The organism is Blastococcus saxobsidens (genome assembly GCF_002938435.1).
Taxonomy (GTDB): Bacteria; Actinomycetota; Actinomycetes; order Mycobacteriales; family Geodermatophilaceae; genus Blastococcus; species Blastococcus saxobsidens.
The window spans coordinates 58,260-81,544 of record NZ_POQT01000020.1 but is presented as its reverse complement, the minus strand read 5'-3'; the positions used below and the strand labels follow the sequence as shown (position 1 = coordinate 81,544).

The following is a 23,285-nucleotide window of genomic DNA, read 5'->3' as shown; positions in this document are numbered from 1 at the left end:
GGCAGCTCGGCTCGCGGCTCTGCCAGCATGGGTCCACCAGTACAACCACCACCGGCCCCACTCAGCGGTCGGGAAGGCGCCACCCATCACCAGGTTGAACAACCTGGCTGGGCATCACACCTAGCCGTCGGAGCAGCGGGGCCCGGGATCGAGGAGATCCCGGGCCCCGCTCGCGTTCCCTGGAGGGGTCAGCCCGCGCGGGCCGCCCGGGCGACGTCCATCAGCCGCTCGAGCTCGGCGACGGGGATGGCCGAGCCGAAGTCCGCGGCGAACCGGCCCATCGGCATCGAGCCGATCATGTGCAGCATGCCGTCGTGCATCTCGGCGGCGCCCTCGGGCATCGTCGCGAGGAACCCCGCCAGGAGCTCCGCCCCGACTACCGGGTGGCCGAACCACTCGGCGACCGACGACGCCAGCGTCAGCTCCGGGACGACGTCGTCCCCGGCCAGCGCGAGCGTCGCCTCGGCCACGACGTCGGCGGCGCTGCGACCGATCTGCACGGTGTACTCGCCCGGCGCGACGATCCAGCCGCCCTCGCGGACGTCCCAGTAGGCGAAGGCCCGCCGGTCCAGTTCCAGGGTCACCGTGCGGGACTCCCCCGGCTCCAGGGACACCTTGGTGAAGGCCCGCAGCTCGCGCGCGGGGCGGCGGACCGGGCCGGCCGTCGTCGCCACGTAGACCTGGACGACGTGCCGGCCGGCGCGCTCCCCGGTGTTGGCGACCGTCACGGTCACCGAGGCGCTGTCGTCCCCGGTCGCGACCACCTCCAGGTCGCCGGTCTCCACCGTCGTGTAGCCCAGCCCGTGGCCGAACGGGTACCGCACGGCCCGGCCGACGGTCGTGTAGTGCCGGTAGCCGACCATCACGCCCTCGCCGTACCGGACGTGCCCCTGCTCGCCCGGGAAGTTGAGGTGGCTCGGGTTGTCCTCCAGGCGCAGTGGGATCGTCTCGGCCAGCCGGCCCGAGGGGTTCGCCCGGCCCACGAGCAGGTCGGCCAGGGCGCTCCCGCCGGCCTGGCCGAGCAGGAAGCCGGCCAGGACCGCGTCGACGTCGTCGTGCCAGCCCTCCAGCGACACCACACCGCCCGACGACAGGACGACGACGGTCCGCGGGCTCGCCTGCGCCACGGCCCGGATGACCTCGACCTGGGCGGTGGGCAGGTCGAGGGTCGTACGGTCGAAGCCCTCGGACTCGTCGGCGTCGGCCAGCCCGGCGAAGACGACGGCGATCTCGGCGTCCCGGGCGGCCGCGACCGCCTCCTCGCGCAGCGCGTCCGCGTTCCCGGAGCCGTCGAGGGTGAAGCCGGGCGCGAAGGCGATCGGGCCGTCGACGAGCTCCCGGAGCGCGCTCAGGGCGTCGTCCACGCGGGTGGCGTTGACGTTCGAGCTGCCCCCGCCCTGGTACCGCGGGGTGCGGCCGAACTCGCCCACCACGGCGATCCGGGCCCCGGGGGCCAGCGGCAGGGTGCCGCCGTCGTTCTTCAGCAGGACGGCGCAGTCGGCGGCGAGCTCGCGGGCCAGCGCGTGGTGGCCGTCCACGTCGAAGCCGTCGGCGGGTTCGGTCACCAGCTCGGCCAGCGCCGCCACCCGCCGGACGCTGCGGTCCACGACCAACTCCTCCAGCCTGCCTTCCTTCACCGCGTCCACGACCAGCCCGTTGCCGGTGCCGTGGTCGCCGGGCATCTGCAGGTCGAGACCGGCCTCCAGCGCCGCCACCCGGTCCTGGACGGCGCCCCAGTCGGAGACGACGGCGCCCTCGAAGCCCCACTCGTCGCGCAGGACCTCGGTCAGCAGCCACCGGTTCTGCGAGGCGTAGACGCCGTTGACCTTGTTGTAGGCGCACATGACCGTGGCCGGCTGCGCCTCGGTGACCACGCGCTCGAAGGCCGGCAGGTAGATCTCGCGCAGGGTGCGCTCGTCGACCTCGGCGCTGACCTGCATGCGCTGGGTCTCCTGGTTGTTGGCCGCGAAGTGCTTGACCGAGGCGCCGACGCCCTCGCCCTGCTGCCCCCGCACGTGGGCGGCGCCCAGCACCCCGGCCAGCAGCGGGTCCTCCGAGTAGTACTCGAAGTTGCGCCCGCACAGCGGCGACCGCTTGATGTTCACGCCGGGGCCGAGGACCACCGGCACGCCGAGGGCGCGTGCTTCCCGGCCGACCGCGGCACCGATCCGCTCGGCCACCTCCGGGTCCCAGCTCGACGCGACGGCGACCGCGGGCGGGAAGCAGGTGGCCGGCAGGCTCGGCAGCAGGCCGATCTGGTCGAAGTCCCCGGCCTGGCGACGCACCCCGTGCGGCCCGTCCGTGAGGACGACCGACGGGAGCCCGGCCTCCTCGATCGGCGCCGTGGACCAGAAGTCCTGGCCCGACAGCAGGGCCGCCTTCCGCTCGAGGGGCAGGGCCTCGAGCGCCGTCCTGTCGTGGGGTGCCTGCGTCATGCCGGTGTTCCGTCCTCGGTCAGTTGTCGGCGTACGTCGTCGATGATGTCCAGCACTGCGATGGTGTCTGCCAGCGGCCGCAGCGGATGCTCCCGCAGACCGTCGGCGAGAGCCTCGCCGACCGCCCGGAACATCGGTACGTAGCCCCGGCCCTCGAGGGCCACCGACTCCGACCGGGTCGTGAACTCCGGCACGCTCAGCACGCGGTACGAGTCGCGCAGGAAGAACGGCGGGTCCAGGGAGATGACGCCGCGCGTCCCACCGACGGCTGCCACCGCGTCGATCGGCCCGGCAAGGGTGGTGAGCGCGTGCGCGAACCGGCCGTCGCCGTAGCGCAGGAAGACCGAAGCCGTCATGTCCAGGCCGTCGTCGCGCACCTCACCGGTCGCCTCGACACGGTCGGGTATCCCCAGGAGCAGGTGGGCGAGCGTGAGGGGGTAGACGCCCATGTCGAGCAGAGCTCCCCCGCCCAGGTCCGGACGCCAGTGGACCCGGTCCGGGGGCGGGGTGAAACCGAACGCTGCCTGCAGTGTCCGGACGTCGCCGATCACACCGGCGGCCACCTCGTCCAGGACGCGCTGGATCATCGGGTTGAACCGCATCCACATCGCCTCCATGAGGAAGCGGCCCTCCTCCGCGGCGAGCGCGGCCAGCCCACGGGCCTCGGCAGCGGTGGTGGTGAAGGCCTTCTCCAGGAGGACGTGCTTGCCGGCCAGCAGCGCCCGCCGGGCCACCTCGGCGTGCGTGCCGATGGGTGTGCAGATGTAGACGACGTCGACCTGGTCGTCGGCGAACAGCGCGTCGTAGTCGCCGTGCGCGCGCGGCACGTCGAACTCGGCGGCGAAGGCCTCCGCGTGCGCTGCCGTCCGCGACGCCACCGCGACCAGGTCCAGGTTCTCGGTCAGGTGCAGGTCGCCGGCCGTCGTCCGGCTGATGCCGCCGGTACCGACGATCCCCCACCGCAACCGGCTCACGGCACGTCCACCGACCGGCGACGGGCCTCGTGCAGGCGCAGCCGGGCGTACAGATCGGCGACCAGGAGCCGGACGTCGACGTCGGTGTACACCCGCCGCGCCCCGTGCCCGTCGCCCGCCGGGGTCGCGGTGTAGGTGCTCGACTCGTCCCCGAGCGCGGTGACCAGCAGCGGCGGGCTGTCGCCCAGCGGCCACACCCCGCCGAGGCTGATGAAGTCCGGCAGCGGGAGGGAGGCGAACCGCTCCCACAGCCAGCGGCCGACGCGCCCGCTCCCACCGAGGTCGTGCTCGAGCTCGGCCACGGAGTAGGCGCACCGCCGGTAGGTCTCCAGCGGGAACTGGAAGATCTCCAGCGTCGGGTGGCCCAGCACGAAATCGGCGGCCGCCCGGTCGGTGTCGCGGTTGTACTCCTCCGCTCCCGCGTCGAGCGCACCGCCGATCCAGACCAGCGTGAGCCGCTCCGCGATGCCGGGGTCCTGCTGCAGCGCGGCCGCGACGTTGGTCAGCGGACCTCCGCAGACCAGGTAGAGCGGCAGCGGGTCCTCCTGCCGCGCCGCGGCGACGATGGCGGTCGACGCGGCCGAGCTCGCGTCCCCCGACCCGAACGCCGTGTCGCTCCCCTCGTGCACGGGCGCAGCGGCCGGCCCGCCGATCAGGTCGACGAGCTCGCGGGCCATCGCGGCACCCTGCACCGAGCCGTCCGGCACACCGAACATCGGGCTGATCAGGGAGCTGGTCACCGCCACCACGCGGTTGGTCGGCGACAGCAGGTGGTGGGCCAGCGCGACCAGGCCGTCGGGGTCACCGGCCCAGTCGTTGTCGACGACGACGCGGCACTGCACGCCGATGCGCAGGGAGCTCATCGAGCCTCGATTCCTAGGGAGACGGGCGGACAACCCGGCGCGGTCGCGGTGAGCGTGATCGTTCCCGCGCCGGTCGGGCGGACGACGGCCAGCGCGCGACCGTCGAAGGTGGTGTGCACGTCGTCGAGGTAGGACTCCTCGGTCGCCGGCGCGGCGCTGCCGAAGCCCTGCAGGACGCCCGGGCCCTCGACCGTGACGGTCACCTCGCGGTCCACGCCGAGCGCGACGACGCCGTCGGCGTCCTCCAGCGTCAGGGTGACGTGGGCCAGGTCGGTGTCGTCGGCCCGGACCACCGGGCGGTCGGCTGCCGCGGCCAGCGCGAGCGGCCCCGTGGCCGACCGCAGGGAGCAGCGCCCGGTCTCCTGCCCGCCCGTGCGACTCACGGCGGTGAGCTCGCCCGGCGCGTAGGTGACCTCGAAGGCGGCCCGGAACCGGTTGGCCTCGCCGGCCTTCGCCGTGCCCAGCGAGGTGCCGTCCAGCAGCAGCTCCACCTCGTCGGCGTCGCTGTAGACCTCGACCGTCACCGGCTTCTCCTCCGCGCCGGCCCAGCTCCAGCTGCCGACGGTGTCGCTCCACGCCCACGGGGTGGCCGACAGCTCGCGGCCGTGCCGCTCGGGCCGCAGCACGGCGATGTAGGGGTCCCGGCGGCGACCGAAGACGATCTCGCGGTAGTAGGACGCCGGCCGCCGGTGCCCGGTGATGTCGATGTCGCCGACGTGCGCGAGCAGCCACGGGTAGGGCGCGCCGAACTGCCCTGCGGTCGGGTCGTCGGCGGCCGCCACCCGGCCGACGCCCGCCTCCCCGAGGTAGTCCCAGCCGGTCCAGGTGAAGTCGCCGATCACGTGCGGGTGGTCGAGGACGAGCCGCCAGAGCCGGTCGATCTTGCCCGCGAAGGTCTCCGCCCCGACGATCACCCGGCGCGGGAACAGCGTCCGGTCGAGCTGGTAGCGGGCCTCCATGTAGTTCATGCCGGCCGCGTCGAGGACGTCGTAGGCCTCCGCCGTCCGCGTCGCCACGAGCTCGGACGCCGACAGCTCGTCCATGAACGCGCCCATGTCGGTGAGCATCGTGTTGATGCCCGCCTGCTCCTCGGCGGCCTTCGCCTCACCGATGACGGCGAGCATGGCGTTGATCCCGTTGGTGACGAACCGGGTGCCGTCCAGCGCGCGGACCTTCTCGGCCAGCCGCCGCGACCACACCGCGCCGTGCGGCTTCGCGACCTCGGGGATCTCGTTGCCGATCGAGTAGAAGACGACGCTCGGGTGGTTGACGTCCTTGGCGACCATCGCCTCGACGTCGCGCTCCCACCACTGCGGGAAGTCCAGCGCCGCGTCGAAGTCGGTCTTGCTCTCGGTCCAGACGTCGGTCAGCTCGTCCATGACCAGGACGCCGTACCGGTCGCAGGCGTCGAGCATCGCGCGGCTCATGGGGTTGTGCGCGCTGCGCAGGGCGTTGAACCCGGCCTCCTTGAGCAGCTGGACCCGGCGCTCCTCGGCCCGGCCGATCGTGGCCGCGCCGAGCACGCCGTTGTCGGAGTGCACGCAGGCGCCGCGCAGCTTGATCGGCTCGCCGTTGATCCGCAGGCCCCGCTCGGGGTCGAGCGAGAGCGTCCGGACGCCGAAGCTCACCGCGTCGTCGTCCACGTCGGTGCCACCGTCGCGGAGGACGACGGCCGCCGTGTAGAGCGACGGCGAGTCGGGGCCCCACAGCGCGGGCGTGGGCAGGAGCAGCCGCTGGCGGACGACGGCCGGCTCGCCGGGCAGCACGGTGACCGGGGACGTCGCGGTCGCCACGGCCGAGCCCTCGCCGTCCCGGACCTCGGTGACGAGCTCGAGCGTCCGCAGACCCCGGCCGTCGTGCTCGACGGTCGTCGCCACCTCCACGACGGCGAACTCGGCGTCGACCTCTGTGGTCGTGACCCGGACGCCGTCGAGCGCGAGGTGCGTCAGCGGGCCCACCACCAGGTGCACCGGCCGGTGGATGCCGGCACCGGAGTACCAGCGGGAGTCCTGGTGCGCGCGGCAGACGACGCGGATCTCGTTGTCGCCGCCGTAGCGCAGGTGGTCGTCCAGATCGACCACGAAGCCGGTGTACCCGGTGGCCCAGGAGCCGGCGAGGCTGCCGTTCACGTAGACCATCGCGGTGCGGTAGACGCCCTCGAACTCCAGCAGCACCCGCCGGTCGCGGTACTCCGCCGGTGCGGCGAGGGTCGTCCGGTACTCGTACACACCACCCGGGACGTAACCGGACCCGGCACCGTTCGCGGCATCGCGGGTGCGCCCCAGCGCCGCGTCGTGCGGCAGCGTGACCGGCTGCCACGGCGCGGCGGCGCCGTGCATCTCGGCGAAGAAGTTCGCGTGCGCCCGGGTCTCCCAGCCGCGGTTGAAGGGGATGCGTCGCATGGCTGTCCAATCGCCGTGGAGCGGAACGAGGGGCAGCACGCGACGGATGGCGTCCTGGCTGGAACGCCCCATGCCCGCGAGTCCGGCCGTTCGAGCGGTCCGCCGTCTGCTGGACCGCATGACCGGGCTCGCGCGGTCCGATCATCGGTGACCGGCGTCACCGGGGCCGAGGGCCTTGTCATTGAGCGGCACGATCGGTCGCCGAGGTCCGCGCGCGCGAGCCGTGGGGCGCACCCTCCGACGGACCACGGCAATTGCTGGCAATCGGTTGCTCCGCCGTGCGGCCCTGTGCCGTACTCGTCCCATGCTGCGCCCCCAGGACGGACCCACCCGCGAACGGCGGCGCCTCGACGCGCTCTGGGCCTTCACCCTCGACCCGACCGACGCCGGGCGGAGCGAGGGCTGGTGGCGTGGGCGGCTGCCCGACAGCCGCGAGGTGCCGGTGCCGGCGAGCTTCACCGACCTCTTCCCCGAGCGGTCCGTCCGGGACCACGTCGGTGACGTCTGGTACCAGACCACCGTACTCGTGCCGCGCGGCTGGGCCGGCTCGAGGATCGTGCTGCGTTTCGACTCCGCGACGCACCGTGCCGTGGTCTGGGTCGACGACGTCGAGGTCGTGGCGCACGAGGGCGGGTTCACCCCGTTCGAGGCCGACGTGACCGATCACGTCCGGCCCGGGACGTCTGCGCGCGTGACCGTCGTCGTGGACAACCGGGTGTCCTTCCAGTCGCTGCCGCCCGGCCTCGTCGACGACGGCCCCCAGGGCCGACAGGTGAAGCCTTTCCACGACTTCACGAACTACGCCGGCCTGCACCGCCCGGTGTGGCTGTACTGCACGCCGCGCACCTACGTCGACGACGTCACGGTGGTGACCGGCCTCGAGGGCACGGCCGGCACCGTCGACTACGAGGTGGCCCTCGCGGGGCCGGACGAGGTCGACGTGCGGGTCACGCTGCTCGACGCGGAGGGCGTGGAGGTCGCCCAGGACACCGGTGCGAGCGGAACCCTCCGGGTCGACGACGTCCGACCGTGGCGACCGGGCGAGGGCTACCTCTACGACCTGCGGGTCGACCTGGTGTCCGGGGACGAGGTCGTGGACAGCTACGTGCTGCCCGTGGGCGTCCGCACGGTGCGGATCAAGGGGACGGAGTTCCTGATCAACGGGGAGCCGTTCTACTTCCGCGGCTTCGGCAAGCACGAGGACGCCCCGGTGCGCGGGCGGGGGCACGACGACGTGCTGATGGTCCACGACTTCGCGCTGATGGACTGGATCGGTGCCAACTCCTTCCGCACGTCGCACTACCCGTACGCCGAGGAGGTCCTGGAGTACGCCGACCGGCACGGCGTCGTCGTCATCGACGAGGTCGCCGCGGTCGGGCAGAACTTCGGCATGATCGGCGGCTTCCTGCAGCGCCAGTTCCCGCCGACCTTCTCCCCCGACGCCCTGAACGACGTCAGCCAGGAGGTGCACGCGCAGGCGATCCGCGAGCTCGTCGCGCGGGACAAGAACCACCCGAGCGTCGTGCTCTGGAGCATCTCGAACGAGCCGGAGTCGGACACCGAGGCATCCGTCGCCTACTTCGAGCCGCTGTTCGCGCTGACCCGGGAGCTCGACCCGACCCGGCCCGTCGGCAGCGCCAACATGGTGGGTGCGCCGCACGGCAAGGACCGGCTACAGGCACTCGGCGACGTCGTGATGCTCAACCGCTACTACGGCTGGGCCATCAATACCGGGGACCTCCCCGCGGCCGAGAAGGCGCTGCAGGCAGAGCTCGAGGCCTGGGCCACCGAGGGCAAGCCGATCCTGGTCAGCGAGTACGGCGCGGACACGCTGGCCGGGCTGCACTCCATCCTCGCGGAGCCCTGGACCGAGGAGTTCCAGGTCGAGATGCTCGAGATGTACCACCGCGTCTTCGACCGGGTGAGTGCCGTCGTGGGCGAGCACGTGTGGAACTTCGCGGACTTCTCCACGCCGTCCAGCCCGTTCCGGGTCGGCGGCAACCGGAAGGGCGTGTTCACCCGCGACCGCAAGCCGAAGGCCTCCGCCTTCGCCGTCCGCCGCCGCTGGCAGCAGCTGCGGTGAGCGATCCGAGCAGACGCGCGACCGGTCAGACCGACGTCTCCGGGTCGTCCGTACCGGCGTAGGAGAACGAGCGGACCACGAGCTCGCCCCGCGCACACCACACCCCCATCAGCCGGCCGGTCATCCCGCCGGCGACCTCGGTGGAGACGTACCGGCCGTCCAGCCGGCCCAGCTCGGTGAACCCGTTCCCGCCGACGACGCCGGCGAGGAGCTGGTCCGGGCCCAGCGCCGTCGAGGAGAAGTGACCCTCGTCCGGCACGGCACGGATCTCCAGGACGACGTCCTCGCCCGCCGGGACGGAGGTCTGCCCCAGCACCTGCCGGAGCGGCCCGACCTGCGCGATCGCCCGGACGCGGTCGCCGTCCACCTCCAGGGCGAGCTGGTGCCGGGCGTCCATGCGCACCGCGAGCCCACCGACGCCCCGGCTCGCGTCCACGACCGCCCGGGCGGAGGCGACCAGGTGCTCCTGCCGCCGGCCGGCGAACGCGGAGTCCTCCGACGTGGGGTCCGGATCTGCGGCGGAGAGCCGCCAGCCGCCGTCGGACCGGGTGAGCAGCTCGGTCGGAAAGCGCCGCGGCGACACCCAGGAGTCCGGCAGCGCCGGGCTCCCGAGTTCCTCGGCCTGCACCGCGTCGATCGTCGGCACCAGCCACTCGCCGATGCGCGGCCAGCCGTCCTCCCACACCACCTCGGCGGCGAACGTCTCGCGGCCGAGGACGTGGAACTGCGGGCTGGCGCCCCGCGGCCGGACGCCGTGGAAGACGATCGCCCAGCTGCCGTCCGGCCGCTGCACCAGGTCGGAGTGCCCGGTGTTCTGGACCGGCGACTCGATGCCGCGGTGGGTGAGCAGCGGGTTCTCCGGGCACGGCTCGAACGGCCCGGATGGCGAGGGCCCGCGGGCGATCGTCACGGCGTGCCCGCGCTCGGTGCCGCCCTCGGCGATCAGCAGGTACCAGTACCGACCGATCCGGTAGAGGTGCGGTCCCTCCGGGAACCGGCCGCCGGTGCCCTGCCAGACGTGCCGCCGTTCCGTCAGCGCCGCACCCGTGACCGGGTCGACGGCCTGCTGCACCAGCCCGGCCGGTCCCCCGGTGCCGAAGCCGGCGTAGGTGACCAGCAGCGTGCCGTCGTCGTCCCACGCCAGGTCGGGGTCGATGCCGCGGACGTCGGTCAGCCGGACAGGCTCGGACCACTCCCCCAGCGGGTCCTCGGCGTGGACGAGCACCTGCCACCCGCCGTCGGCGAGGTTCGTGGTGACCAACCAGAACCGGCCGTCGTGGAACCGGATCGTCGGCGCGGTGATCCCGCCGGACCCCGGCGCCTTCGACACGTCGAGCTGGGACGGCCGGGCCAGCACGTGCCCGGCCTGCTCCCAGGTGACCAGGTCGGTCGAGCGGAACAGCGGGACCCCGGGCGCGTACTCGAAGCTGGAGACGACCATCCAGTACGTGTCCCCGACCCGGCAGATGCTCGGGTCCGGGTGGAAACCGGGGACCACGGGCCGTGGGTGCGCGGGTGCGGGCATCAGTCGTGGTCCTCGATCCGCCACTCGTCGTGCCAGTCGAGCACCGGCTGCTCCCCGTCGAACCGGACGGGCAGCCACACGTAGTCGGCCACCGACGTGTCCGCCTTCGCGAACTCCGCCGAGAGCCCGGGGTCCGGCTCGCCACCACCGCCGAAGACGCGCGCCATGTCGTCGTGCACCGCGCGGGACACCTCGGGCGGCGTCGCGGGCAGCCACCGGTCCGCCAGGGCGATGTAGAGATCCTTCTTCCCCGGGTGCTTGAAGACCGAGGTGATCTGCGAGCCGAACGACGTCCCGGTCGGGTCCCCCGGGTGCGGGTCGCCCAGGACGGTCCAGGGCCCGTGGTAGGTCTCGGCGGTCGCGACCTCGGAGCGGTTGGGGAAGTACCACGACGTCCCCGATGTGAACAGGTAGTGCTGGGCTCCCCGGCGGAAGTAGGCCGGCGCCTCGCGCACCGCCGGCGGGTGCGGACGCGGGAAGTGCGTCGAGTAGTAGCCGGTGACGTCGGTGTAGTCCTCGGTCAGGTCGGCGCAGATCAGTTCGCTGTGCACCCGCTCGTAGTAGTAGTAGTAGGCCTTGCCGTCCTCCGGGTGGACGACCAGATCGAAGTCACCGGCGTTCATCCCGAGCGGGCGGAACCCCGTGCGGACGATCTCGTACGGCCCCAGCAGCGAGTCGGCGACCAGCACGGTGCTCTCCTGCGTGTGCCCCTCCCCCATGAGCTTCAGCCAGCACACGTACTTCCCGGTGCGCTCGTTGTGGACGATGTGCGGCCGGTCGACGTTCTTGGCCGGGTGCAGGGGTGAATCGGGGTCCTCCGGCTGCGGCGGGATGATCAGCCCCCGGTCCTCCCAGTTGTAGAGGTCCGTCGAGGAGTAGCACCGGATGCCCCAGTGCCAGATGCCGTTGCCCGGCTTCGTCCGCTCCTTGTTCTCCCCGTACCAGTAGAAGACCCCGTCGGCCTCGATGATGGATCCGCCGTGGGCCTGGATCCGGTTGCCGTCCGTGTCGAGCCAGACCTGTCCCGGCCGGATGGAGTCGTACTTCCCTGCGGTCATCGCGTGGGCCTCTCCGCCGGTCACTGGTGGTCGTCGGGGTTGAAGAACAGCGCCGGCTTCTCGACCGGCCGGGGCTCGGCGATCGTGGCCGCGAACGAGTGCCGGCCGGAGCCGACCTCCACCGGGACGCTGCCGTCGGGCAGCACGATCTCGGCCGTCGTGCTGGGCGGCACGGTCACCTCCAGGGCGAACCGCGTCCCACCGGTCAGCGTCCAGGAGACCTCCGCCGTCCCGTAGGGCGTCTCGTGCGTCGCGCCCGCCGACGTGATCCCCGGGCCGGGCCGCGGGGCCACCCGGAGCCGCCGGTACCCGGGCCCGGCCGGGGCCAGCCCGGCCACGGTCCGGTGCAGCCAGTCGGCCACCGCACCCAGGGCGTAGTGGTTGAACGACGTCATCTCGCCGGGGTTGATCGTCCCGTCCGGGAGCATGGAGTCCCAGCGCTCCCAGATGGTCGTCGCACCCATGGTCACGGCGTACAGCCACGAGGGGCTCTCGCGCTGCAGCAGCAGCTCGTAGGCGGTCGGGAGCTCACCGGCGTTCGTCAGGGCGTCGGTGACCAGCGGCGTGCCGAGGAACCCGCTGGCGATGTGGAACCCGTCCTTGAGCACCTGCTCGGCCAGCAGCCGGCCGGCGTGCTCCCGCTGCCCGGGCTCCAGCAGGTCGAACTCCAGCGCCATGGCGTAGGCCGTCTGCGACGGGAACGCCACCCGGCCGTTGGGGCTGACGTACTCGGCGCGGAACCGGGCCGCGGCCCGGTCGGCGAGCTCGGCGAACCGGCTCCCGTCGTGCCCCAGCACCTCGGCCGCCTGCGCCACCGTCCGGGCCGACCGCGACAGGTACGCGGTGGCCACGCACTGCCACGGGGTCCGGGCGGCGGCCGGGTTGTCCGGCGGCGCCGCGGTGTCCAGCCAGTCGCCGAAGGAGAAGCCGCCCTCCGGGAAGTCCAGGTGCGCACCGGCGCGGCCGGCGAAGGCGTCGATCCAGGCGACCATCGACTCCCACTGAGCCGCCAGCAGGCCGGTGTCGCCGGTGCGCTGGTACAGCACCCAGGGCACCACTACGGCGGCGTCCCCCCAGCCGGTCTCCGGCTTCTGCGGGAACGGCAACAGCGGCAGGAACGGCACGTACATCGGCACGATGCCGCCGTGGTCGCGCAGCTGCTCCACCGCGAGGTCGCTCAGCCAGGAGCGCAGCATGCCCGCGGTGTCGTAGAGGAACGACGCCGTGGGGGCGAACACCTGCAGGTCGCCGGTCCAGCCCAGCCGCTCGTCCCGCTGGGGGCAGTCGGTGGGGATGTCGAGGAAGTTGCCGCGCATGCCCCAGACGACGTTCTCGTGCAGCCGCTCGACGTCGGGGTCGGAGCAGGTGAACGTGCCGGTGCGGCGCAGGTCGGTGTGCAGGACGACGGCCTCGAGGTCGTCGGCGTGCAGCTCGCCCGGCCAGCCCGAGACCTCCGCGTAGCGGAACCCGTGGAAGGTGAACCGGGGCTCCCAGGTCCGCGGGCCGGCGCCGTCCAGGACGACGACGTCGGTGGCGCGCGCGCCCTTCAGGGGCCTGGTGCCCAGCTCGCCGTGCTCGAGCACCTCGGCGTGCCGGACGGTGATCTCGGTGCCTTCCGCGCCGTCGGGCAGCGCGAAGCGGATCCGCCCGACGAGGTTCTGCCCGAAGTCGACCAGCGTCCTCCCCGACGGCGACGTGGTGATGGCCTGGACGGGCACGATCTGCGTCCGCCGCACCGGCGGACCGGTGGGGGCCACGAGGGTGGAGACGTCGAGGTCGCCGACCTCGACCGGGGTCCACGCCGCGTCGTCGAAGCCCGGCCGCGACCAGCCCGGCAGCTCGCGGCGGGCGTCGTAGGTCTCGCCGTTGTAGAGGCCGGAGCTCGTCGTCGGTCCGCCGGCCGAGCGCCAGGCGCCGTCGGTGACCACCAGCGTCCGCGTGCCGTCGGGGTGGTCCACCTCCAGCTGCAGGAAGGCGCCGGTGCGGTCGCCGTACCACTCGCGCTTGCCGGTGAAGCCCAGGTAACCGGTGAACCAGCCCTCGGCCAGCTGGACGCCCAGCGCGTTGGCGCCCTCGGTCAGCAGGCCGGTGACGTCGTAGGTCTGGTAGCGCAGCCGGTGCCGGTAGCTGGTCCACCCGGGTGCGAGCACGACGTCGGAGACGGGGGCACCGTTGAGCTCCGCCTCGTAGACGCCCTGAGCCGTCGCGTAGAGGCGCGCCCGCACGACCGGCTTGTCGAGGGCGAACTCGCGGCGCAGCAGGACGACCGGCTCGGGCACGTCGGCCGGCAGTACCGGCCGGGCCAGCGCGGCGGACCAGTCCGACGGCTCGAGCAGGCCCGCCTCGACGACGACGTCCTCGCTCCAGGTGGACGGCTCGGCGGCGCCCTCGCCCCACACGCGCACCCGCACGCTGCGCTGCTCGCGGCTGGCGAGCGGGGGCGCTCCCCAGGGGACGAGCACCGACTCGGCGGAGCCGATCCGCCCGGAGGACCACGCCGGGCCGTCGAGCGGCTCGATCTCCAGCTCGTAGGCCGCCTGCCGCCAGCCGGGCAGCTCGGTGCGCGCGACCCAGGACAGGCGGGGGGTGGTCTCGCCGATGCCGAAGGGCTCGCGGTGGTGCTCGGCGGTGACGGGCAGGACGGTCAGGTCGCTCATCGCGGGTCCCCCTTGAGGCTCGTGGCCAGGTAGTCGACCGAGAGCTGGACGACGGCGTCGATGTCGTCGCAGCCGGTGAAGATGTGCTCGGCGCCCTCGACCGGAACCAGCCGGGACTCCACCCCGACCGACGTCAGGGCGGCGTGCAACTGCTCGCTCTGGCTGTAGGGCACGAGCCAGTCGGTGGTGCCGTGGACGAGCAGGAAGGGCGGCGCCTGCGGCGTCACGTGGGTGACGGGGCTGGCGTCGGCGCGCGTCGCGGCGTCCGCCCCGCTCAGGAGGAAGTCCTCCGGAGGGGTCGCGAACTCCGGCGGCAGCTTCTCGAGGAGGTGCGGGGGCGGGGTCATCCGCGGCATGGTCGACAGGTCGGCGACCCCGTACCAGTCGACGACGACGTCGACCGCGCTCGACGTCCCACCGACACCCTGCGTGCCCTCGAGGTCGGCGCGGAAGGCCGTCAGCGCGAGCAGGGCGGCGAGATGACCACCGGCCGACTCCCCGGCGACGCCGATGCGTGCGGTGTCGACGCCCAGGACGTCGGCATGCGCGCGCAGGTAGCGGACGGCCGCCTTGGCGTCGTGCAGCTGTGCGGGGAACGGCGCCTCGAGCGCGTGCCGGTAGTCGATGGTCGCGACGGCGAGGCCGACCTCCAGCAGCGCGTCGAACAGCTGGTCGGGACGCAAGGTCTCGGGCAGGTGGCGGCGGTCGCCGCCCATCCACGCACCGCCGTGGATCCACACCACCAGCGGGCTCGGGGTCGCCGTCGGAGGCACCCACACGTCCAGCTGGAGGGGGCGGAAGCCGACGGGCGCGGCGTAGGTCAGCCCGCTGTAGTGCAGTGCGCCGTCGTCGCGGCGGGTGGGCTCGTGCGGGGGCAGGAAGCGGGCCGGGCCGGCCCACTCGGTCGTCTCGGCGGTCAACGCAGGCTCTCCTCGAGGGCGCAGGTGTAGGTGTGGGTCCCCGGGCCGGCGCCGTCGACCGACCCGTCCGGCAGGACGATCTCGGCCGCGGTGCCGGCGGGGACGACGACGCGCAGCTCGAACGCACCGCCCTCGATCCGCCAGGCGGACTCGATCCGGCCGTACGGCGACTCGTGCGCGGCCTCGGCGTGCGTGAGCCCGCCGCCGGGCCGGGGGCGCACGCGGAAGCGGCGGTAGGCGGGCTCGACCACCTCGATCCCGGCGGTGTAGCGGTGCAGGAACGAGACGACCGCGCCCTTGGAGTAGTGGTTCAGCGACTCGTGCGGCACACCCTCGGCGTCGACGCCGTTCCACCTCTCCCACACGGTGGTCGCCCCCCTGTCCACCATGACGAGCCAGGAGGGTTCGGTGTCCTGCATCAGCAGCTCGTAGGCGACGTCGAGGTGCCCGGTGCCGGCGAGCACCGGCAGCAGGTGCGGCGTGGCCAGGAAGCCGGTGCCCAGGTGGGTGTCGGCCTTGCGGATCAGCTCGACCAGCCGATCGGCGACGGTTGCCCGCAGCTCGTCCGGCACCAGTCCGAAGGCCAGGGCCCGGACGTGGTTGGCCTGGGTGTCCGGCGTCAGCCGCCCGGCGTCGTCCAGGTACTCCGCACACCAGGCGGCCCGGACGTTCCCGGCCAGCTCGGCGTACCGGGCGGCGTCCTCCGGGCGGCCGGTCAGGTCGGCGATCCGGGCCATCAGGCCTGCGCTGTGCGCGAAGTACGCCGTCGCCACGTCCCCCTTGTCCGCGGCTACCCATGCCCGGAAGTCGTCGATCTCCTCGCCGGGGACAAGCCATTCACCCCAGTGGAAGCCGGTGTCGACCAGGTACTCCTCGTGCGGTGCCGGTTCCGCGCGGCGTGCCGCCCGAGCGGGGTGCCGGCCCTCACGGGCCAGCCGCTCCGTACGGGCCAGCCAGCGCACCATCGTCGGCCACAGCTCGTCGAGCACGTCGACGTCGCCGTAGGCCCGGTACAGCTCCCACGGCACGATGACCGCGGCGTCACCCCAGCCGGCCGAGCCGTTCAGGAAGGCGATCGGGCTCTCCCGCCCCTCGCCGCGGGTGCTGGGGCTCGTGTTCGCGACCGTGCCGTCGGGCCACTGGTCGACGGCGACGTCGCGCAACCACTTCAGCGAGAACCCGGCGACGTCGTAGAGGAAGGCAGCGGTGGGGATGAACAGCTGCCAGTCACCGACCCACGGGCTCCGTTCCCGGTGCGGGCAGTCGGTCGGGACGTCGCAGGCGTTGCTGCGCAGGCTCCAGACCGCGGCCTCGTGGAACCGGTTCACCCGCTCCTCGCTGCAGCCGAAGGAGCCGGTGCGGCGCAGGTCGGTGTGCACGACGACGCCCCGGACGTCGTCCGCCGTGAGGTCGCCGGGATGCCCATCGATGCGGACGTAGCGGAAGCCGTGGGTGGTGCGCCGGGGCTCGAACACGTCGCCGGGGACGCCCGCGGAGACGACCGAGTCCACCTGCCCGGCCGGCAGCGGCTCGGGCAGGAACGGCACGGCGGGGCGGAGGTGGTCGGTGGTGACGTCGCCGTCCTGGTCGAGCCACTCGCCGTGGGTCAGCGTCAGCGTCGTGCCGGCCGGACCGAGGTCGGTCAACCGGACCCAGCCGTTGATGTTCTGGCCGAGGTCGACGATCTGACGGCGGGCGTCCAGGCGGGTGACGGACACCGGGACGATCTCCTCGACGCGGCGGACCGGTGGCGCCGGCGAGTCCACCAGGCCCGCGAAACCGTGCTCCACGACGGCCACGTCGTCCCAGGCCGTGTCGTCGAAGGCCGGACCCGCCCACCCGCGCTCGAGCCGGGTGAGATCCCAGCGCTCGCCCGCGATGAGGTCGGCGGCGACGACGTGTCCCGTGCTGCTGCGCCAGCCGGGTCCGCTGCCCACGACGGTCACGGAGCCGTCGTCGTGCTCCACCTGGAGCTGGAGGAGGGCCGCCAGCCGGTCGCCCCACTGCTCGGCGGCCCGGGTGATCCCCGTCTGCCCGCGGAACCAGCCGTCGGCCAGGACCACGCCGATGGCGTTGCGGCCCGACCGGACGGATGCGGTGACGTCGCACGTCTGCACCTGGAGCCGGACGTCGTACTGCGTCCACCCCGGGGTCAGCTCGGCGTCGCCCACGCGGGCACCGTTCAGGAAGGCCTCGTAGACGCCCTGCGCCGTGGCGTGCAGCCGGGCGGCGACCACCGGCCGGTCGACGTCGAACTCGAAGCGGAGGAGTGCGGCTGGCCGCTGACCGGCCGACCCCTCGGGCATCTGCCCCGGCTCCACCCAGGATGCCTGCCAGTCCTCCTCCCAGAGCAGTCCCGTCTCGAACGACGACGGCGCCGACACCGGGCTCTCCCCGAGGTCGGTGCGCAGCCGCACCCGCCACTCCACCCGCTGCGACGACAGGAGCGGGGGGCCTGCGTAGGTGACGAGCAGGTTCTGCCCGCTGTCGACCCAGCCGCTGTCCCAGCCGTTGTCGGTGGTGATCCGGTAGGCCAGCTGCTCGCGGGCCCCGTCGGGCAGCCGCCAGGACAGCCGGGGCGCCGTCGTGCGGATCCCCAGCGCCCGGTCGAGGTGCTCGACCCGGAGGCGGTGCGGAGGCCCGGAGGTCGGGGACATGCGTCTCCTGTCAGGAAGGATCCCGGTGCCCGGCCACGACTCGCGGGGTTCCCGCGGGTTCCTGCACCGGGGCGTCAGAGGGCCGGGACCCGCTCGGCGTGGTGGCAGGCGGTCAGGCTGTCGTCGACCAGCCGCAGCGGCGGCCGCTGCTCCACGCAGATCCCGGTCGCCAGCGGGCAGCGGGGCGCGAAGGGGCATCCCGCCGCAGCGGGCTGAGCGGATCCGGCGGAGCCGACCCCCAGCGCCTCGCGGGCGGCTCGGCGCGCGGCCTGCTCGGCCGGCCGCGGTACCGGGGCCGCGGCGGTGAGGGCCACCGTGTAGGGGTGCCGGGGGCGCTGGGTCACGGACTCCACCGGCCCGGTCTCCATGATCTGCCCGCGGTAGAGGACGACGACGCGCTGCGCGAGGAACCGCACCACGCCCAGGTCGTGGGCGATGAACAGGAAGGCCAGGCCGTGCTCGTCCCGCAGGTCGGCGAGCAGGTTCAGCACCTGCGCCTGCGTGGACAGGTCGAGCGCGGACACCGGCTCGTCGAGCACCACGACCTTCGGGTCGCAGACCAGGGCGCGCGCGATGGCGATGCGCTGCCGCTGACCGCCCGAGAACTGCGACGGGAAACGATCCACCGCATCGGCCGGCAGGCCCACGGACTCCAGACCCTTCCTCGCCCTGACCAGTGCCTCGGCAGCGCCGACGCCCATCAGCCGCAGCGGTTCCACCAAGGTCTGCCCGATCGTGCGGGCCGGGTTGAGCGAGGAGTACGGGTCCTGGAAGACCACCCGCAGGTCCGCCGCCAGCGACGTGCGCTGCTTCAACGACAGCCTGGTGACGTCCTGGCCGTGCAGGCGCACGGCGCCCGACGCCGGTGGGTGCAGACCCAGGACCGCCTTGCCGATCGTCGACTTGCCCGAGCCGGACTCCCCGACCAGGCCGACGGTCTCCCCCGGCGCGATGTCGAAGCCCACGCCGTCGATCGCGGGGGGCAACCGCTTGGCCTTGCGGCCCGACCCGTAGCGGACGACGAGGTCGCGGATCTCCAGGGCCGGCGTGGCAGCGGTGCCCCGCGCGGCGGAGGTGGTGTCGGCAGGGGCGGTCATCGGGGCACTCCAGCGGTGGGGACGGGCTCGATCGCGGCCTCGGGGGCGAGCTCGGCGCCGACGGGTTCGGCGCTCCAGCGGATGCCCGCGTCGTGGACCTCGTGGACGCGGATGCACAGCACCGAGCCGCCGCCGTGGGCGGGGAGAGCGGGGAACGGCGTCGTGCACTCGTCCCGCACGAACTGGCAGCGGGTCGCGAAGCGGCAACCGGTCGGCCAGTCGCCGGGCGCGGGCACGGTGCCGGGGATCGACGCCAGGCGCGAGGGCACGGGGTCGCCGTCGGCCACGTGCGGGTTGGCCCCGAGGAGCGCCATCGTGTACGGGTGCGTCGGGTCCTCGAGGACCCGGGCGGCCGTGCCGGACTCCACCACCTGGCCGGCGTACATCACCGCGACGTCGTCGCAGATGTCCGCGACCACGCCCAGGTCGTGGCTGACGATGACGACGGAGAGCCCGGTGTCACGCACCAGCGAGCGCAGCAGGGTGAGGATCTCCGCCTGCACGGTGACGTCGAGCGCTGTCGTGGGTTCGTCGGCGATCAGCAGCTCGGGCTGCCCCGTGAGGGCCAGCGCGATGGCCACCCGCTGCGCCATACCGCCCGACAGCTGGTGCGGGTAGGACCTCAGCACCCGGTCGGGGTCGACGATGCCGACCTGCTGCAGCAACTGGGCGGCGATCGCCCGGGCCTCGGCCCGGCCCACGCCACGGATGCGCCGCAGCGGCTGGGTCAGCTGGTAGCTGACGGAGAACATCGGGTCCAGGGCGACCATCGGTTCCTGGGAGATCATCGCGATCTCCCGGCCGCGGATGGCGCTCAGCTCCTTCTCGGGCAGACCGACCAGTTCCCGCCCCCGCCACAGGATCGAGCCGCCGGTCACCGAGACGCCGTCGGGCAGCAGGCCCATGAGCGACCGCGCGGTCATCGTCTTGCCGCAGCCCGACTCGCCGACGAGGCCGAGGACTCGCCCGGGCGCCAGCGCGAAGGAGACGCCGGTGACGAGGGCCGGCCCGTCGTCGACGGAGACGTCGAGGTCACGGACCTCGAGGATCGCGCCCGGATCCGGCGGGGCGGGCGACCCCGCCGCGGCGACCGCGCGCGCCAGGGGGCGGTTGCGCCGTCCCCGCGTCCGCGCGATCGAGGCCTTGCCGGCGATGGCGTCGGCGAGCTCGTTCGCCGCGACGACGGTCAGCGCGAGGACGAGACCGGTCGGGACCATGAGCCACGGCGCGTTGAAGACGTACGACGACGCGTCCTGGATCATGAAGCCCCAGCTCGGCTCCGGCTCCGCCGGGCCGAAACCGAGGAAGGCGAGCCCGGCGACGATCAGCAGCCCGATGCCGTAGAGCTGGGCCGCCTGCACCGCGACGACGGTCGCCATGGACGGCAGGACGTGCACCGCGTTGACCCGCAGCGAGCCCAGGCCGTTCACCCGCGCCGCGTCGATGTAGAGGCGCTGCCGCACCGACTGGGCGACACCGAGCATCACCCGGTACACGGCCGCGGAGATCATCACGCCCAGGATCGCCATGATGATGTAGGTGCGGACGCCGATGACGCCGATCACCGCGAGCAGGAGGATCGTGGCCGGCAGGGCCAGGAAGACCTCGGTCACCCGGCTGATGACCCGCTCGACCCGGCGCCCGCGCTCGGCGGCGATCAGGGCGAGCGGCAGGCCGATCCCGAAGGCCACCAGGACGGTCACCGCGGCGGCCAGCAACGGCTCGGTCCCCGCGGAGAAGATCCGGCTCAGCAGGTCCCGCCCGAGCGGGTCGGTGCCCAGCCAGTGCTCACCCGACGGCAGGGACAGCCGGTCGCCGAGGTCCTGCTCGGCCACGCCGTAGGGCCGCCAGAGGGGGGCGGTCAGGGACGCGACGAGCATGAAGACGAGCCACGCGGCTCCGAAGATGCCGCCCGGTCGGCGCAGGAAGTACGGCAGCCCGCGGCGTCGCCGGCCCGGCGCCACCGGGGCGGTCGCGACGTCGTCGGCCGCGTCCAGAGGGAGCACGCTCATGCTGTCCGTACCTTCGGGTCCAGGGCCGCGACCAGCAGGTCGAGCAGCAGGTTGGTGAGGACGACGACGACGGTGGCGACGACCACGACGCCGATCAGGGCCGGGATGTCGCTGGAGGCCGCGGCGAACTGGCCGGCCTGGCCCAGCCCGGGCAGCGCGAAGAGGTTCTCGATGATCACCGAGCCGCCGAACAGGGCGATGAACTGGATGCCCAGCACGGAGACGACCGGCAGGCTGGCGAAGCGGAGGGCGTGCACGTAGCGGATCCGCCACTCGGGCGTCCCCATCGCCCGCAGCGTCCGGATGTGCTCCTGGGCCAGGGCCTCCCGCATGCCCGCGTTCGCGGTGCGGGCGATGATCGCCGCGCCGCCGACGGTCAGGGTGAGCACCGGGATGGTCAGGCTGGTGAACCAGCCGACCGGGTCGCTGGCGAAGGGGACGTAGCCGGTGGCGGGCAGCAGGCCGGTCTGGATCGCGAGGACGTAGACGAGCAGGATGCCGACCCAGAAGGCCGGCAGGGAGAGCGCCACCCCACTGCCCGTGGTGATGAGCCGGGCCAGCCGGCCACCGCGGACGGCCGCGGTCACGCCGAGCAGGACGCCGAGGACGCCGGAGAGGACCGTGGCGAAGAACGCGATGGAGGCGGTCACCGGCACCCGGTCGATCAGGTCGGCCCCGATGGAGCGACCGTCGATGAGCGACGTCCCCAGGTCTCCCTGGACCAGGTTGCCGAGGTAGTCGACGAACTGGACGACGAGCGGGCGGTTCCAGCCCAGCGCCTCGTTCTCCGCGGCGATCTGCGCCTCGGTGGCTCCCGGCCCGAGGCGGACCGCCCCGGGGGTGGAGTCGCTGACGTGCACCAGCAGGAAGCTGATGACCACCGCGGCCACTATCGTGCCGACTGCCATGGCCAGCCGCCGTGCGACGTAGGCGAGCATCTCGTTGTCCTTGTCGTGCGGGGTTCTCGACCGGGCGGGTGGAGCGGTGGCCGGTGGCCGCGGAAGGCTCCGCGGCCACCGGCCGTAGATCAGCTGGCGGGCTCGATGTCCGAGAGGACCAGGTAGCTGTTCGTCCCGGCGTAGGCGGGCTCCGCCACCTTGTCGGCGTTGTAGCCGGTGTGGGTGAAGTCCTCGTAGACGGGGATGTACCAGCCGTTGGCGGTGAGCGCGCGGTTGAGGTCGGTCAGCGCCTGCTCCTGCGCCTCGCCCTTGGCACCGAGGGCGGCGCCCAGCGACGACTCGATCTCCGGCTCCTTGGCCCCCTGCATGTTCATGAAGCCGCCGTAGACCACGCCGGCGACGAAGCCGGCCGGGTTGGCGCCGATGCCGAACGGACCGAAGATGACCGGGTCGGTGCGCACCGAGGCGAACACCTGGTCGGTCGACGTCGCCGTCACGAAGTTCATCGTGATGCCGACCTCGGCCAGCTGGCTCTGGATGACGACCTGGTCCTCCTTGGGCTGGCCCAGGACCGTGACGTTGAACTCGAAGCCCTCGGGAACGCCGGCGGCCGCGAGGGCCTCCTTGGCCTTCTCGGGGTCGTAGCCGAACTCCTCGTTCAGCGACTCGTCGTAGCCGGTCGTGCCCTCGGGGAAGAGCTGGGCCGTGGGGATCGCGCCCGGGTGCAGCTCGTCCACGATCGCCTGCCGGTCGATGGCGTAGCTGATCGCCAGCCGGGCCTGCTCGTCGGTGAAGGCCGGGTTGGTCGCGCCCGTCTTGTCGATGACCGGGAAGCCGACGATCGTGCCGCCCACGCTCACCACACTCTGCCGCTGCTCGACCATGTCCACGTGCTGGCCGTCCAGCATCGTCGCCACGTCCGCCTGGCCGGAGACGACGGCGTTGGCCAGGGCCTGCCGGTCGGTGATGACGTTGAAGACGATGGTGTCGTACGCCCACTCGTCGGCGTTCCACGCCTCGTCGTTCTTCTCCAGCGTGTAGCTGCTGGCCCGGGTGGTCTCGCCGGTGTTCAGCGTGTAGGCACCGGAACCGTCGGGCGTCGTCTCGAGGGACGAGGGGTCGGCGATCCCCTCGGGACCGACGATGATGCCGGCGGTGTCGGTCAGGTTGTTCTCCGGGGTGGCCTGCGGCTTGGCCCAGGTGATGACGACCGTCCGCGGGTCCGGGGCCTGGACGTCGGCGATCTCGCTTGCGCCGCCGGGGGCGAGCGCCCCGTACGCCTCGAGCTTCTCCTCGCTGCGGCGGTCGAGGTTGGCCTTGACCAGCTCGGCGTCCAGCGTCGAGCCGTCGGCGAACGTGACGTCGTCGCGCAGCGTCAGCGTGGTCTGCGTGTTGTCGGCGTTGTTCTCGAACTCGGTGACGAGGCTGGGCTCGACCGTGCCGTCGGCCGTGGTCACGAACAGCGAGTCGTAGAGGGCGCTGAAGAACGTGAACTGGCCCTGCGAGTACAGCAGCGGGTCGTAGCCGGTGGGCGCCGCGTCGGCGTCGTAGGCGAAGGTCAGGGTGTCGCTGGCGCTCTGACTGCTCGCGCCGGCGCTGCTCCCCCCGCCACCGCAGGCGGCGAGCGACACGACGGCCGCGGCAGCGATCGCCGCGGTGCGGCTACGCCGGGTGAATCGATTCATGGTGGGTTGGCTCCTCTG

The 23,285-nt window shown here is 73.1% G+C and carries 15 protein-coding genes; 2 read left to right on the top strand and 13 right to left on the bottom strand.

All coding sequences use genetic code 11. From position 1 onward, the window contains the following. On the top strand, positions 1 to 124 hold a 124-nt coding region (locus C5507_RS13315; RefSeq protein ID WP_158657601.1), incomplete at its 5' end, for an integrase core domain-containing protein. 64 nt (positions 125 to 188) lie between these two features. Here the strand turns inward: C5507_RS13315 and C5507_RS13310 are convergent. From C5507_RS13310 to C5507_RS13295, 4 genes are read right to left on the bottom strand one after another with little or no spacing between them, the layout of a single operon-like run. Further along, complete coding sequence (locus tag C5507_RS13310; protein ID WP_104529003.1) at positions 189 to 2,435, bottom strand: glycoside hydrolase family 3 C-terminal domain-containing protein; 2,247 nt, start codon at positions 2,433 to 2,435, stop codon at positions 189 to 191. Continuing rightward, complete coding sequence (locus C5507_RS13305) at positions 2,432 to 3,409, bottom strand: Gfo/Idh/MocA family protein (RefSeq protein ID WP_104529002.1); 978 nt, start codon at positions 3,407 to 3,409, stop codon at positions 2,432 to 2,434. The genes C5507_RS13310 and C5507_RS13305 overlap by 4 nt, the downstream gene beginning before the upstream one ends. Beyond that, positions 3,406 to 4,272, bottom strand: coding sequence for a nucleoside hydrolase (locus C5507_RS13300; RefSeq protein ID WP_104529001.1), 867 nt, complete (start codon positions 4,270 to 4,272; stop codon positions 3,406 to 3,408). Before C5507_RS13300 ends, C5507_RS13305 begins: the two co-directional genes overlap by 4 nt. Beyond that, a complete protein-coding gene (locus C5507_RS13295; RefSeq protein ID WP_104529000.1) occupies positions 4,269 to 6,674 on the bottom strand; it encodes a glycoside hydrolase family 2 TIM barrel-domain containing protein in 2,406 nt (801 codons plus the stop codon). The genes C5507_RS13300 and C5507_RS13295 overlap by 4 nt, the downstream gene beginning before the upstream one ends. Before the next feature lie 304 nt (positions 6,675 to 6,978). Between C5507_RS13295 and uidA the strand changes: the two genes are divergently transcribed. Then, the gene (gene uidA / locus C5507_RS13290) at positions 6,979 to 8,757 is read left to right on the top strand and encodes a beta-glucuronidase (RefSeq protein ID WP_104528999.1); all 1,779 of its coding nucleotides are present in this window, start codon (positions 6,979 to 6,981) and stop codon (positions 8,755 to 8,757) included. Positions 8,758 to 8,782: 25 nt separating this feature from the next. On the opposite strand, the gene C5507_RS13285 is transcribed toward uidA, so the two are convergent. From C5507_RS13285 to C5507_RS13245, 9 genes are all read right to left on the bottom strand, one after another. Next, the gene (locus C5507_RS13285; RefSeq protein WP_104528998.1) at positions 8,783 to 10,282 is read right to left on the bottom strand and encodes a glycoside hydrolase family 43 protein; all 1,500 of its coding nucleotides are present in this window, start codon (positions 10,280 to 10,282) and stop codon (positions 8,783 to 8,785) included. Next, positions 10,282 to 11,340, bottom strand: coding sequence for a family 43 glycosylhydrolase (locus tag C5507_RS13280; RefSeq protein ID WP_104529013.1), 1,059 nt, complete (start codon positions 11,338 to 11,340; stop codon positions 10,282 to 10,284). Before C5507_RS13280 ends, C5507_RS13285 begins: the two co-directional genes overlap by 1 nt. A gap of 20 nt (positions 11,341 to 11,360) precedes the next feature. Continuing rightward, positions 11,361 to 13,997: a glycoside hydrolase family 78 protein gene (locus tag C5507_RS13275; RefSeq protein ID WP_104528997.1), complete on the bottom strand. Its 2,637-nt coding sequence runs from the start codon at positions 13,995 to 13,997 to the stop codon at positions 11,361 to 11,363. After that, a complete protein-coding gene (locus C5507_RS13270; protein ID WP_104528996.1) occupies positions 13,994 to 14,917 on the bottom strand; it encodes an alpha/beta hydrolase in 924 nt (307 codons plus the stop codon). The genes C5507_RS13275 and C5507_RS13270 overlap by 4 nt, the downstream gene beginning before the upstream one ends. Beyond that, positions 14,914 to 17,574 (bottom strand): family 78 glycoside hydrolase catalytic domain, encoded by a 2,661-nt coding sequence (locus C5507_RS13265; protein WP_104528995.1) that lies wholly within the window; start codon positions 17,572 to 17,574, stop codon positions 14,914 to 14,916. The genes C5507_RS13270 and C5507_RS13265 overlap by 4 nt, the downstream gene beginning before the upstream one ends. 74 nt (positions 17,575 to 17,648) lie before the next feature. Continuing rightward, the gene (locus C5507_RS13260; protein ID WP_104528994.1) at positions 17,649 to 18,671 is read right to left on the bottom strand and encodes an oligopeptide/dipeptide ABC transporter ATP-binding protein; all 1,023 of its coding nucleotides are present in this window, start codon (positions 18,669 to 18,671) and stop codon (positions 17,649 to 17,651) included. After that, a complete protein-coding gene (locus tag C5507_RS13255) occupies positions 18,668 to 20,683 on the bottom strand; it encodes a dipeptide/oligopeptide/nickel ABC transporter permease/ATP-binding protein (protein ID WP_104528993.1) in 2,016 nt (671 codons plus the stop codon). Before C5507_RS13255 ends, C5507_RS13260 begins: the two co-directional genes overlap by 4 nt. Then, on the bottom strand, positions 20,680 to 21,621 hold the full coding sequence (locus C5507_RS13250; RefSeq protein WP_104528992.1) for an ABC transporter permease: 942 nt from the start codon (positions 21,619 to 21,621) through the stop codon (positions 20,680 to 20,682). The genes C5507_RS13255 and C5507_RS13250 overlap by 4 nt, the downstream gene beginning before the upstream one ends. Positions 21,622 to 21,710: 89 nt before the next feature. After that, a complete protein-coding gene (locus C5507_RS13245) occupies positions 21,711 to 23,267 on the bottom strand; it encodes an ABC transporter substrate-binding protein (RefSeq protein WP_104528991.1) in 1,557 nt (518 codons plus the stop codon). Between the last annotated feature and the right edge of the window lie 18 nt (positions 23,268 to 23,285).